Annotated in this window: 12 protein-coding genes; 8 read left to right on the forward strand and 4 right to left on the reverse strand. The window is 40.5% G+C overall.

What is annotated here, in order from left to right; genetic code table 11:
- Nucleotides 1–131: 131 nt before the first annotated feature.
- A complete protein-coding gene (locus AC2INI_RS15720; RefSeq protein ID WP_300176663.1) occupies nt 132–506 on the reverse strand; it encodes a hypothetical protein in 375 nt (124 codons plus the stop codon).
- A 585-nt stretch (nt 507–1091) separates the two neighbouring features.
- On the opposite strand from AC2INI_RS15720, the gene AC2INI_RS15725 reads away from it, so the two are divergent.
- From AC2INI_RS15725 to ugpC, 5 genes are all read left to right on the forward strand, one after another.
- On the forward strand, nt 1092–2006 hold the full coding sequence (locus AC2INI_RS15725) for a hypothetical protein (protein ID WP_486306358.1): 915 nt from the start codon (nt 1092–1094) through the stop codon (nt 2004–2006).
- A 319-nt stretch (nt 2007–2325) separates the two neighbouring features.
- Nucleotides 2326–3618, forward strand: a complete 1293-nt coding sequence (locus tag AC2INI_RS15730; protein WP_486306359.1) for an extracellular solute-binding protein — start codon at nt 2326–2328, stop codon at nt 3616–3618.
- A gap of 71 nt (nt 3619–3689) precedes the next feature.
- Nucleotides 3690–4571 (forward strand): ABC transporter permease subunit, encoded by an 882-nt coding sequence (locus AC2INI_RS15735; protein ID WP_065592334.1) that lies wholly within the window; start codon nt 3690–3692, stop codon nt 4569–4571.
- A gap of 44 nt (nt 4572–4615) precedes the next feature.
- Nucleotides 4616–5458, forward strand: coding sequence for a sn-glycerol-3-phosphate ABC transporter permease UgpE (gene ugpE / locus AC2INI_RS15740; RefSeq protein WP_045104504.1), 843 nt, complete (start codon nt 4616–4618; stop codon nt 5456–5458).
- Nucleotides 5459–5517: 59 nt separating this feature from the next.
- The gene (ugpC, locus tag AC2INI_RS15745; RefSeq protein WP_486306360.1) at nt 5518–6600 is read left to right on the forward strand and encodes a sn-glycerol-3-phosphate ABC transporter ATP-binding protein UgpC; all 1083 of its coding nucleotides are present in this window, start codon (nt 5518–5520) and stop codon (nt 6598–6600) included.
- A 283-nt stretch (nt 6601–6883) separates the two neighbouring features.
- Here ugpC and AC2INI_RS15750 read toward each other — a convergent pair whose 3' ends face one another.
- Nucleotides 6884–7765: a LysR family transcriptional regulator gene (locus AC2INI_RS15750; protein WP_486306361.1), complete on the reverse strand. Its 882-nt coding sequence runs from the start codon at nt 7763–7765 to the stop codon at nt 6884–6886.
- Nucleotides 7766–7950: 185 nt separating this feature from the next.
- Here AC2INI_RS15750 and AC2INI_RS15755 point away from each other — a divergent pair, with 185 nt between their 5' ends.
- The gene (locus tag AC2INI_RS15755) at nt 7951–9141 is read left to right on the forward strand and encodes an MFS transporter (protein WP_486306362.1); all 1191 of its coding nucleotides are present in this window, start codon (nt 7951–7953) and stop codon (nt 9139–9141) included.
- A 148-nt stretch (nt 9142–9289) separates the two neighbouring features.
- Here AC2INI_RS15755 and AC2INI_RS15760 read toward each other — a convergent pair whose 3' ends face one another.
- On the reverse strand, nt 9290–10489 hold the full coding sequence (locus AC2INI_RS15760) for a sugar efflux transporter (RefSeq protein ID WP_486306363.1): 1200 nt from the start codon (nt 10487–10489) through the stop codon (nt 9290–9292).
- A gap of 205 nt (nt 10490–10694) precedes the next feature.
- On the opposite strand from AC2INI_RS15760, the gene AC2INI_RS15765 reads away from it, so the two are divergent.
- Nucleotides 10695–11582 carry a helix-turn-helix domain-containing protein gene (locus AC2INI_RS15765; protein WP_486306364.1) on the forward strand — a complete coding sequence of 296 codons (888 nt, stop codon included), beginning with the start codon at nt 10695–10697 and terminating at the stop codon, nt 11580–11582.
- A 114-nt stretch (nt 11583–11696) separates the two neighbouring features.
- On the opposite strand, the gene AC2INI_RS15770 is transcribed toward AC2INI_RS15765, so the two are convergent.
- Entirely contained in the window at nt 11697–12533 is an 837-nt protein-coding gene (locus AC2INI_RS15770; protein WP_486306365.1) for a delta-class carbonic anhydrase, read from the reverse strand.
- A 255-nt stretch (nt 12534–12788) separates the two neighbouring features.
- Between AC2INI_RS15770 and AC2INI_RS15775 the strand changes: the two genes are divergently transcribed.
- Nucleotides 12789–13628, forward strand: coding sequence for a LysR family transcriptional regulator (locus tag AC2INI_RS15775; protein ID WP_486306366.1), 840 nt, complete (start codon nt 12789–12791; stop codon nt 13626–13628).
- Nucleotides 13629–13761 lie beyond the last annotated feature (133 nt).

Below are 13761 nucleotides of genomic sequence, written 5' to 3' on the forward strand. Positions count from 1 at the left end.
ATAATAACACATTGAGTTGTTTTATGGAGTACTTCTGATATTTAGAAATATCGAGAGATAAAAACAAAAAAGGCATTAGCAAATTTAACTCTGCTAATGCCTAGAATTTGTATGTTGAGTGTTATTAACGCTTATTCAACGTCGCAATCAGTACAGCTTTGTAGGGCGATTTCGTGCTCAAATACCGCTACCTCGTTACCGTCTTTTAGCAACTCAGCGATTTCATCTGCAACTTCTTTCTCATCATCTGCTTCAATTTGGTCTTCTAGTTCTTCTTCAGAGTAACCGTAGAAATTCAGTAATAAGTAATCACGAGCTTCAGCTTTAGTACAAGTCACGTTTACTGAAAGATCAGCTTCAACGCCTTCTTGCTCGATAATTGCAGCCGCTTGGGCTACGACATCATCTTTCATTGTTGCTGTTAACCAACCAAGATCAGTGTTTACTTTGGTTTTTTTACAGTTAAAACAAGGCAGTTTGTGAAAGTAATATTGAAAGTTAGTCATAGGTAATTTCTCTTTGAGTGTTGTATAGCAAGATTATGCGTATTTTGGAGCAAAATACTATCTTAAATTAGGTTATTACCACGAAACTAATTTTCTGCGGATCAAAGATAAGTAGGTGAGCCTTTAGGGCGTTAATCTAAAGATGCCGATACTTTACTGTGACACTTTCATCCAGAAAAGTGTCACAATTAAAAGGGTATCTGTCATGAATAGGTTTGAAATCCAACTCTATACCGAGTGAAGATAAAAGAGATTGTTAAACAAGTGTATCAAATTCACTTTATTCAGGGCTTCTCAAAGAACAAGCAGGATGCGACAAACTCACGCCCTGTTCGGCTTCATATACCTACGCCATGCTCAGGAATAAAAAGCTTGCTGAGCTATAAACAATTTGTTACATATAAGATATGAATCGAAATTATGTAATCGCATTTAACACAACTACCACCACCACGATAGATCTCGGGGGGTAATTTTTTGCGTCTTAAAAAACCCTCTGAGCGAAACCGCCAGAGGGTTTTTTTATACCTGAAATTTTACATTTTTGAGCTATTCAAAATAGAGCGATCTTTACTAGGAGTAGATATGAAATTAGCAAAGAATGAAAAAATAGATAATGTAGGTTTGCAGTTATCTGGTGAAGCAAAGGCATTTGAAGGGGCAACAGAAATAACACCAGTCATCATTTATGGAAAGCGTCGCATCAAGAGTGACATGTTAGAAGAATTTAAGATCCAGTATCAAGAGTTTTCCAAGTCTATCTACGAAGCCAATCCAGATATTAAGGCTATATTTGCATTTCCAGACAAAGAAGATCCATTTGTTTACTGGCATGTTATCTGGATTAAGAATGCAAATTCTTTTGCGAACTATTGGAATCGTCCAACTGAGAGTGAACCGTTATGGGCTACCTATAAAAGTACATCTGAAGACCCAGATACCCTGACTGTATATGGAGGTTGGGACAAGGGTGCACTTGCTGAAACTCAGGATATTCCATCTGTACGCTACGATTTTAAGAAAAGTATGGCTGGTTTTATTAAGACTGATGGCGGAGGAGAAGAGGGCCCTGCATTATTCGGATTTACTATGCGATATGTTAAACCTGACCAGATGAAAGCGTTAGGGGCTTCTTTTCAAACAGTCTGTAATTTATGGTATGAAAAAATTCCTGGGATTCTGATGGCTGCGGTATTTCCTGATGAAAAGACTCCGAATTTAGTCCATGATTTAAGGATTTTTGCAAACCATAGCGCATTTTTGGCGCATGTAGATAAATCAGATCAAGAGTTAACAGAGGCAATGGGGATATGGTTCGAAAACTACGACACAAGCATTCCATTCTCTGGTCAGCTTTATGCCGCTAACACAAAAGATGATGCATTGCATACAAGCTCAATCAAATCCAGTTCAACACCGCGAGCCCAGCTAGAAACATTCCATTTTGGGGAGCCTGATATGTTGGGTGTGATGCCTAACATGACGAGAAATGACTTGTAGGCAGTCAATTCTAATAATTAGCAATGCAGTGCCAATGTTACTATGTTTTATACTTTTACATTGGCAATTGTGCTATGCGCCAACCATAATAGAGCCTGCTTTCTCAGAAGTTTGCATAATAATACAACCTTTTGACCAATCGATATTTCCTTCCAAAATTTCTCTTTAACTCGTAGTTCTACGCGAGAGCACCAAACAAGATCACCCCCCAAAAAATCATCACAAGAACACAATAAAACTGAAGCATAACTGTCATCTTCTATCCCTACTATGAGCATCACATTAACGGTTACTCATACTAAATTCATTAGGGAATAAGATGAAAAAGCGATTGATAACAGGTGTTCTAGCGTCACTACTTTCTACGACAACCATGGCAGAAACCAATATAACGTGGTGGCATGCAATGAGTGGTCAGCTAGGCGAAACAGTCAATACTATTGCTCGTGATTTTAATGCGTCACAAGATGAATACAAAATTACCCCAGTGTTTAAAGGCTCATACGTAGAAACCCTCACCGCAGGCATTGCCGCTTATCGTGCCGACCAAGCGCCGAACATTCTGCAAGTGGCCGATGTGGGTGCCGCAACCATCATCAATGCCCCTGGGGTTGCAAAACCTGTCGAAGATATTCTTGTTCAATCTGGCTATTCATTTAATAACAAAGACTACATTGCAGGGGTTCGTAACTTCTACGCAGACAGCAATGGCAAAATGATCGGCATGCCATTCAATAGCTCAACTCCAGTGCTCTATTACAACAAAGATATTCTTGCAAAAGCAGGGGTAGAAGCACCTAAAACCTACGAAGAGCTAGAACAAGTCGCGAAAAAATTAAAAGCGCAAGGTTACGCCACTTTCTCACAATCTTTAACGCCTTGGATCATGTTCGAAAACTTCAAGTCTCGCCATAACCTTCCCGTTGCTAATAAAAACAATGGCTTTGATGCGCCTGCGACCAACATCATGATTAATACGCCAGACATGGCAATGCACTTTAACAAGCTAAAAGAGTGGTCAGACAAAGGGTATTACAAGTATTACGGCTCAGATTGGGATGCAAACCAACAACCATTTGAGAAACAAAAAGTAGCAATGTGGTTAGGATCATCAGGCTCGTTTGGTGGGTTACGTAACCGTGTTGATTTTGAGTTGGGTACAACGTATCTGCCATATTGGAAATCAGTCAATAAAGAAGCTGGCCGCACCTTTATTGGTGGCGCTGCCTTATTTGCCATTGATGGTAAGCCAAAAGAAGAAGAGCAAGCTGTTGCTGCCTTTTTTAGTTACTTAACAAGCCCTGAGACACAAATGTTTTGGCATAAATCAACGGGTTATGTGACGGTTACCAAAGCTGCTTATAACATGACTAAACAATCAGGTTACTACCAAGAACAGCCAGATGCAGAAGTGGGCGTAAAACAGTTGAGCTTACCGGGTGGCGAATGGACGCGTGGTTACCGCTTAGGTTTCTACTCACAAATCCAAGAGGTAATGCATAGAGAGTTTGATAACGTATTTGCAGACCGAATTACGGTAGAAAAAGCACTCGCAAACATCGATAAAGAAAGCCAAGTGATGCTAAACCGTTTCGCACGCTCAGTGCGATAACAAGGATTCACTGTGGTTGATTTCGGTTAGCCACAGTGATTTTTTTCTTTTTAATGTAGTAGGTTATAACAGTGGAACAACGACAACAATTTACCCACTCGGCATTACCTTATGCGCTTTTAGTGCCCCAAATCGCCATTATTGCAGTGTTCTTTTTCTATCCTGCAGCCGAAGCGGTTTATCTCTCCTTTATGCTAGAAGACCCTTGGGGGTTATCATCAACCTTTGTCGGTTTAGAGAATTACGACATTATTTTTAGCTCGGCAGAGTATTTAAGATCGATCTTTTTTACGGTTGGCTTTGCCATTGTTGTGTCATTTTTATCATTAGCCATCGCGCTTTTACTGGCGGTGAAAGCCAATAATATTTTGCATGGTAAGAGTGCTTATAAAATCACGCTCACTTGGGTATACGCGGTTGCTCCTGCGGTAGCCGGTATTATGGGTGGCTTTATTTTCAATCCTCATATTGGTGTTTTTACCGATATTTTTGCCAGTCTTGGTTGGGATTTTAGCTTATACACCAGTCCTTTTGATGCGACGTTAACCTTGGTTTTGGTCTCGGTGTGGAAGCAAGTCTCAGTTAACTTTATCTACTTTCTTGCAGGGCTACAGTCTATTTCCTATGCGGTGAATGAAGCGGCAATGTTGGATTGTGAAAGTGATCGCCGTCGCTTCTGGACCATCACTTTTCCACTGCTTGCTCCTACAGGCTTTTTCTTATTAGTTATCAACTTAACCTATGCCTTTTTTGAAACCTTCGGCGTTATCGATACCTTAACGTCAGGCGGTCCGGGTGGGGGAACGACCTCATTGGTTTATAAGATTTATCGTGATGGCTTCATCGGGACAGACATTGGTGGCAGTGCCGCGCAATCGGTGGTGTTACTGGTTTTAGTCTTAATGCTGACTTGGGTGCAATTTAAGTTTATTGAAAAGCGTGTGCACTATTAATTCAAAGAAATGTATTGGTACACAGCAATGATGAGAATTTTATTATGAAACAGAATCAATGGTTCGATCATGTGATCCTAATAGCAGGGGCGCTTTTTATGATCATCCCTATTTGGCTAATTTTCGCCAGCTCTACCCACAACCCAAACACCATTATTAGTGATGGATTGCAGTGGTGGCCGGGCGGTAACCTTTTTGAGGTTTACGGTGAAGTGTGGGACAAGAGCATCGGCTTTAGTACGGATGTGAATGCAAAATCGATGATCATTAACTCAATGGTGATGGGACTTGGCTTTGCAATTGGCAAGATCATTATTTCGATGATGGCAGCTTATGCCTTGGTCTATTTTCGTATGCCTTTTGCTTCGCTGTGGTTTTGGCTGATATTTGTCACGCTATTGTTGCCATTAGAAGTGCGCATCATTCCTTCTTATGAGGTGGTTGCGAATTTAGGGATGTTGAACAGTTTTTCGGGACTCATTTTACCTTTAATCGCTTCGGCGACAGCGACGTTTTTCTTTCGTCAATTTTTTAGAACCATTCCAAATGAATTACTAGAAGCAGCGCAACTTGATAACGCGGGACCAATTCGCTTTTTTATCGATATTTTATTGCCGTTATCAAAAACTATGATCGCTGCGATTTTCATCATCATGTTTGTGGTGGGTTGGAACCAATATTTATGGCCAATCATGATGACCACCGATGAAAGTTACAACACCATCGTCATGGGCGTGAAGCAGTTATTGAGTGACATAAGCCAAAGCAGTCAACCGCGTTACGACCAAGCCTTTGCTCTGGTTATCTTCGCCATGTTGCCACCGATTTTAGTGGTTATTATTTTTCAGCGTTGGTTTGTGAAAGGCCTTGTTGAAACCGAGAAATAACAGTGCAGATGCGGTGATGAAACTGCATTGCCAATACCTAATTTGTGAAGAGATAGAATATGTTAGCACTTAAAAATTTAGTAAAAACCTACGATAATGGTCACCAAGCAGTAAAGGGCGTTTCTGTTGATATTAAGCAAGGCGAGTTCATTGTATTGGTTGGTCCGTCGGGCTGTGGTAAGTCATCCATTTTGCGCTCTATTGCAGGGTTAGAGTCGATCACTGGTGGCGAAATTGAGTTAAATCATCGCCGAATTGATACTGAAAAACCAGCCAGCCGTGATATTGCGATGGTGTTTCAAAACTACGCTCTGTACCCCCACATGACGGTGTATGACAACTTGGCTTATGGACTAAAAAACCGTGGTGTAGATAAACAAACCATTGCTGAAAAAATTGGAAAAGTGGCAGAAACCCTCAAGATCGCAGATTATCTCGACAGAAAGCCTGCAAAGTTATCGGGTGGGCAGCGTCAACGTGTTGCAATGGGACGAGCGATTGTGCGTGATCCGCAGTTGTTCTTGTTTGATGAGCCGTTATCTAATCTAGATGCTTCACTGCGCGCCCACATGCGTTTAGAAATTAAAAAGTTGCAACGTGAGCTAGGCGTAACCAGTGTGTATGTGACTCATGATCAAGTGGAGGCGATGACCTTGGCGGATCGCATTATCGTGTTAAACCAAGGCGTGATTGAGCAAATTGGCACGCCATCAGAGGTCTACCATCAACCAGCAAGCACCTTTGTGGCGAGTTTTATTGGTAGCCCTGCGATGAACTTCCATCAAGGCGAGATTATGAATGGGGTGATTAAGTTTGATCAGCAAAGTGTGTTTTTGGCTGAATACGCCCATCTACCAACTCAGACAATACAGCTTGGAATTAGACCTGAACACGCCTTGTTAGATCCAGTAAATACAGGGTTAAGCTTTCCATTAAGTGTGCAAGCGGTTGAACCGTTAGGGCCGAATCAGTTAGTTCATGGTTTGGTTGGAGGAAAAACATTTACCGCGTTAACGCCAGAGTTAGACTTTGCCACTCAAGAATCTTTGACGCTTAACGTTGCAAAGCAGCACTTGCATTTGTTTGATGAGGCGGGGAAGCGCTTATTGGCTGATACCAATATGTTAGCGCAAGCAAGTTAGATCATTCGTTTCAGATTAGCTCACTTTAGCTGATGGTAGAGTGAGCTTAACAAAAATAGGACTTTATTTTTTCTCGTAACCACCGCAATGCAATTACTAGTAGCAACCATGGACATTAGCGACACAAGAGACGTACATTCAACCGCTCTATTGTGGGTAATGTAATGCCAGTCAGTTAAGTTGACTGGCATTTTTTTAGTTTGATGAAGCAGAGAGAGGCGCTTATTGGCGATACGAATATGTTAGTGAAAGCAAGTTGGATCTCTCGTTTCATATTATCGAACTATAGTGTTAACTTAGGTTGAATAAAATCAATAAATGCTGAGATACGTTTTGCAACAGATGATGATTTATAGAACACCGCATTAATTTGTTCTCTCCCTGTATTTGTCAGCTTCTCACTCTCTAATAGCGTAATTAACCGTCCTTCTTCAATATCTTTCTTAACCATAAAACCTGATAAACAAGCGATACCATTACCAGCTAAAGTTAGTTGTCGAACCGTTTCTCCATTACTCGATGTCAGTATGGGATTTAACGATTCAAAACCTTTCAAAGGCCAGACATTGAGAATTTTAGGCCCTGCAAATCCAATTGTGTCATGCTTAACTAAATCACTGCATTTCTTTGGAATCCCCCTATGTGATAAATAATCAGGAGTAGCAACAATATATAATAAACTGCGTCCAAGTAATCGAGCGTGAAGTGTCGAGTCATTGAGATCACCAATTCTAATCGCTAAGTCGGTTTTCTTTTCCAATAGGTCAACAAAACCTTCATTAGAAGTGAGTTCCAAATCGATATGTGGGTATTCTTGGTTAAATGCTTGTATTAGAGGTATGAGCTGATGGAAAACAAATGGACTGGCCGCATCTACTCGTAAGCGCCCTCTTGGTAACTCGCCGCGAGTGATGATCTCTTCCTCTGCTAGTTGGATCTTAATTAATCCAACTCGTACCGACTCTACAAATTGACGCCCTTCGTCGGTTAACTCTACTCGCCTAGTTGTTCGGTTAAGAATCGAGACCCCAAGTTGTTTTTCTATCTTACTCACCGCTCTTGATACACGAGCAACTTGAATATCTAATGCCTCTGCAGCTGCCGTAAATCCGCCACTATCGACTACCGTCAACAATATTTCTAAATCGTCAGACCGAGTTCTCATATCATTCCTTTTTCTGTGTTTTGCTATCTTTTATTGCATATATAACAAATATCTTTTGTTAAAACCTCTATTTTTCTCAATTATCATTCCAAGCATAATGACTCCATTGAAACAGAGCGCGGTATTACAGGTAATCAATTTCACCTCTATCGCTCTATATAATACTAAATATAAGTGAGTAAATTATGCCCTTAGCACTTCTTGCATTGACGCTTAGCGCCTTTGCTATAGGAACAACAGAGTTTGTTATTGTTGGGTTGCTTCCAACAATGGCTACCGACTTAAACGTCTCTTTACCATCTGCAGGGCTTTTAGTTAGTCTTTACGCCCTTGGTGTTGCCATTGGCGCGCCAGTTTTAACTGCGCTTACGGGGAAATGGAATCGAAAGCACGTATTACTAAGCGTCATGTCTCTCTTTGTCGCAGGTAACCTACTCGCATGGCAAGCTCCTAGCTATAACACCTTAATCGCAGCCCGAATTTTGACAGGTCTAGCACATGGTGTGTTCTTCTCTATTGGTTCAACTATAGCTACAGGTTTAGTTTCTAAAGAAAAGGCGGCCAGTGCCATTGCTATTATGTTTACAGGTTTAACTGTAGCATTAGTCACTGGTGTTCCACTTGGTACTTATATCGGTCAAGCTTTTGGTTGGCAGTCAACGTTCCTTATTGTGGCCGTTTTAGGTTTAGTCGCGTTAATTGGTAGTGCTTTCTTAGTACCGAATAACCTTAAACAACCTCCAGCGTCAAAACTATCTTCACAACTGAAGGTACTAACACAACCACGATTACTATTGGTCTATGCCATCACGGCATTAGGCTACGGTGGTACATTTACTGCATTTACGTTCCTTGCCCCTATTTTAGAGCAAGTGTCAGGGTTCAACCCTAGCGCTATCAGTTTAATTATGTTGGTGTATGGTGTTTCTGTCGCTGTTGGTAATATTTTTGGTGGGAAAATGGCCGATAAAATTGGTCCAATCAAAGCGCTGACTATCATCTTTTCTGGTTTAGCTGCTATCTTAGTCGTATTTAATTTTACTGCAGTTCACCCTATCGCAGCAGTGGCGACTATCTTAGTTTGGGGAGCTTTTGCCTTTGGTAATGTTCCAGGGCTGCAAGTGTATGTCGTAAAACTAGCAGAGAAACACACTCCTGATGCTGTTGATGTAGCTTCTGGACTTAATATTGCTGCTTTTAATGTGGGTATTGCTCTTGGTTCTTGGGGAGGGGGCTTGATTGTTGCGAAAGCAGGACTTATGCATACGCCATGGGTTGGCGCTGTTATTGTTCTTATAGCACTAGCTCTCACCCGTTATAGTGGTCGACTAGACCGTCGTAACGAAGAAAAATGCGAAGCACTTAAATTAGCGTAAACAAAATTCTTCAAATTTGACTATCGTTTGTTGTTAGTTTTGCAAGTGGAGTATGAGGAGGTGTTCCATTTTTAGTGGATAACAACTCTAAGCTATTTTGGGGCAGTAGCAAATCAGCTATTACCCCAGAACTTAAATCGTATTAACCCTAAACTTCTCTAGCCACCGCACATTGGCCTTCAATTACTACCTTCTTCTCTAGCATCTCAAACACAATCAGCAACACAGCAGCTATAACTGCACCAACAAAGCATAAATACAGTGCGCTGTAGTAGTTGTATAACTCACCCACCACACCCACCATCACGCTTGATACCAAGACACTGATGTTCAGCATGTTTGAGAACAGGGTAGAGGCCGTGCCTAATCGGTCTTTCATCATATCTTGCAGTGCGACCATTCCTAACGTTGCACACACACCAATGAAGAATCCATTAAGTATTTGAGCAATCAGCATACCTGTAAAACTGGTGGCTGATAGCATAACAAGAAAGAACATGGCACCAGATATTACACCAAGCGTCATTACTCTGGTTGTGCCTAGTTTTTCAGCCATTTTACCTGCTCCAAGCATCACTGGGATCTCGCAAGCTGCCGCCATACCAAACATTAAGCCTAACCAACTGACATCGACTTGCAGCTCTTGTGAAAGATACAGAGGCATACTGGTGATGTATAAATTGTTGGCAGAAAACGCACATACAATGATGAAACAATAGAGAATCACCATACGACCTAGTGGTTTATGCTCAACAATGGTTGCAGTTCGTTCTTCTTTTGTCACCACGTTATCAGGAATCAACTTAGCGATGATGAGTATTGCGATAGAGACCGTAATCGCAGAGACTGCAAACGCTGCACTAAAGCCAAATTGTGCTTTAAGCATGAACGCCGCAGGTGGACCAAATACCCATGCAATGGCAAGGCCTGCACGCATCTTGGCTAAAAAACTGGTGCTGTTAGCGACGTGTCTGTCACCATATTCTCGACCTAGAGCAAACAGTTGACCAAAAGAAGCGCCACTGACACTACCAAACACTACGGCCATGGTAATTGCTAACCAATAATCACGAATAACGGTAAAACTGGCGACCAAAATTAAGTAACTTGCTAAAGAGACAATCAAAATGGTTTTACGGTTCCAATGCGTGTCTGAGCGTTTGGCAATAAACTGAGATACGATCACAGAGCTGCTGACAGCGAGCGTCATATACAGGCTTAACATCATTGGTGATGCGCCCAACTCCTCTACAATAAATAAACTTGATAGTGGGTAAAAAAACGCACTACAAAGCCCAGTAATAAAGGCGATAAAAATAAACAAAAATGTCTTCTTGTTTTGCGGCATAGTGAAGCTCCAGTGTACGAAATAGAAAGTGGCTGAACCGTTTTATTTAGGCGTAGTCTACTCAATGATAGGGAAGGTGAGTGATGTTATTCGAGCTACCTCTAATACTATTCAGTCATTTTGATATCTTTCTTTGACAGGTGACGCTTACACGATTAGCCTGAGAGTGACTTATTTAGAGTGGTATTAACCGTTAAGGCCAAGAATGAAACCATTTAAAGAACACGTGCAAAATGTGCCTAGTTTTGATTGGATAGTAAGAGAATTTCATTGTCGTGTAGAAGACAATGAGTTTGCGTGTTCTTGGCATTATCATTCTGAATATGAATTGGTGTTGTATCTAGACCCTGATGAGGCATTTCAAGGCAGTTATTTTGCAGGGGATGCGATTGGCGATATCCATCATAATTCTCTGCTTCTTTATGGGCCGGGTTTGCCTCATATGGTGGCAGGACGAAGCGTAAAATTAGAGCAGTCGAAGCATCACACCTTAATTATTTGGTTTGCTCATCATTGGGTTGAGCGTTTTATGGTACTGATCCCTGAAGCGAGAAACCTCAAGCGGTTATTAGATAATTCTGCTTATGGCTTATCGTTTAGTCCAGAAGCTGCACACAAGATGTCAGAATTATTAAAACACGCCAATACGCTAGATCGTCATTTGCAGGCGATAAAAGTGATTGAGATATTAGTCAGTCTTTCTGATGATACGAAGGCAAAAAAGCTATCAACCACACCTTATCGAATTAAGTCGCTTACGGATGATTCTGAATTAAACCATCGAATTGAGCGAGCAACTCGTTATATAGAAACGTATTATGGTGATGCAATTAAGATCTCTGATTTATGTAAGCGACTTCATATGAGTGAGAGTTCGGCTTATCGAATGTTTGAGAAGCATTATGGAATGAGTTTTTCTGATCATCTAAAGCAATATCGTATTGGTAAAGCGTGTGAGCTGTTAGCGAGTACTAACTTTCCTATTGCATTAGTGGCAGAAAAAACGGGATTTAAAAATATATCTAACTTTAATCGCCAGTTTAAAGAGTTAAAAATGATGACGCCGACTGAGTTTCGACGTCGATTTAATTAGATAAGAACGTTGGGCGCAATAGGTAAACGGCGCATCTTGATTATCTTCAGCATGATTAAATTAAGATTATAAAAAAGGCCGCAAGTAGCGACCTTTGAATAGATAGGGTAACAGTTAGTGCCCAGAAGAAAGTAGATCTGGATTAGTCACTAGGTTTCTTACACCATGTGCGTGATCTTCTTTAAAGTCATTTTCTGTTAACCATTCAGCGACAGAACTAATATTAACTTTAGTTACTTGCGGTCTAACGCTCCAAGTTACTTGTAAAGGTGATCCTTGCTCATTATAGCTAGGCCCTGTTGTTGAACCTGCGTATTGAATTGGCTTTCCTGTATTAACTGGAATGTTCACTGCTTGGTAATACCCCGACTTTTTAGCGTATTCAGTTAAATACTCAAAATCCTGAGCTGAGTTATCATTAACTAAAACATACACTTGTGTTTCTACACGTAATTGTGGGTTGCCAATTGAGTCAGATAAACATGCACCAAGTGTTGGGCCTGGTTTAACGTTAGCCGTGGTATGAACATAATGCACTTCAATGGTGTCACCAGATTGCAGTGTACTATTTTTGTGATTAAATGGTTTTAGTTCTGCTTTACTTAGCTTGCCGTTATACGCATAGCCAGTATTGCTGCCTTTTCCATCGCCATTGCCAACGTAGGTAGTAAATTCGCCACCTTTATGTTCCGCATTTTTATGGAAATGAATATTACATAAATTCATTTGAGTATATTCTGGCGCTAATCCAAATAGACGTTGATTATTGCCAGTTAAGTTATCGATATCTCTAGGAGATTGAGGACCAAATCCTTTTCCATCAGTATTCTTTGATAGAGCCGCTCTCTGTTCAGTAATGACATTATCATTAACTGCTTTATTAGTGTCTGTAAAGGCTGCGGCAGTAGTGCTCATAAAAACAAGTGAAGTAACCAGTAGTTTTGCTTTCATAAAATAGATACCTTATCGTGATAACATTATCAAAATAAATTTACATAAGAATTAGATATTATAAAACGAAAAGAATGTAACATTAGTGTACGCAATGTTACAGATGTAAGTGATTTGATGATTACCTCTTATTTGCAAATATATTTCTATATAAAATACATACTTTGTTGTAAATAGTTCATTATTTTATAAAAAATACCAATGCTAATAGAGTGCTTATGTCGATTAAATCGAGATATCGAGTAGGGAAGCGAAATGAATTTAAACTTTATCAAACATTTTTTAGCGGTGTATGACTTTGGTAGCGTGACAAAAGCCGCTGATCATTTGAATATTACCCAGCCTTCAATGAGCAGTGCGATTAAAAAATTTGAAGAGAGTTACGGGCAGCCGCTATTTTTAAAAGTAGGACGCTCTCTTGAGCCAACAGATGCGGCTCATTCACTGGCCTATCAAGTGCGTCCGATAATGGAGCAACTTGTGGTGGCGTTGGGATCTCCACGCTGTTTGATAATTAGCGCGCCAGAAATCGTATTGCAATCTCTGCCTGATATGGCCGATGCTTTGCTGACAGAAAGTCCCGCGGTTGAGTACCAAATGCTTGATAAAATTCGCTCAGGTGAAGTTGATATTTTGATTGATGATATTACCGTGACTGACTACACCTTTGTGAGTGAGAGTTTAGGTAAATTGGATATCGCTTTTGCGTGTCGATGCGATCACCCAAGCATTACGGGTAATTCATTAAGTTTAGAGCAATTTAACCAAGCTGAGCATGTCATGCTTAAATTGAAAAACGAGAACATGGGCGTATTTGAAACCCGTCCTGATGAGATATTTGAGCGCAATATCGTTCGTGAAGTGAGTGGGCCATCTAATTTATTGTTAAGTGTTAGACACACGGATGCGATCTGCATTGTGGCTGAAAGTATGTTTGGCTTAGCAAAAGAGCTCGGCCTAAAAGTATTGGAGTCACCTTTTCCACTTCAACCGTATGAAATTAAGCTCATTTACCATCGCCGTAATATAAGCAATAAAACACATCAATATGTACGTGAGCAGATTAAAGCTAGACTAAGGGAACTGCATCAATAAATGCATAGATAAAAACTATGTATCGAATAGTCAGTGACCGATAGTTTCTCGTTATCAAGCATCATAGTATTACCTGATTAGAGTCTAATTCATTCATCTTTAATGAAAAATTAGATTTATTTGAATGATAGGT

It is taken from the genome of Aliivibrio friggae, assembly GCF_057368515.1.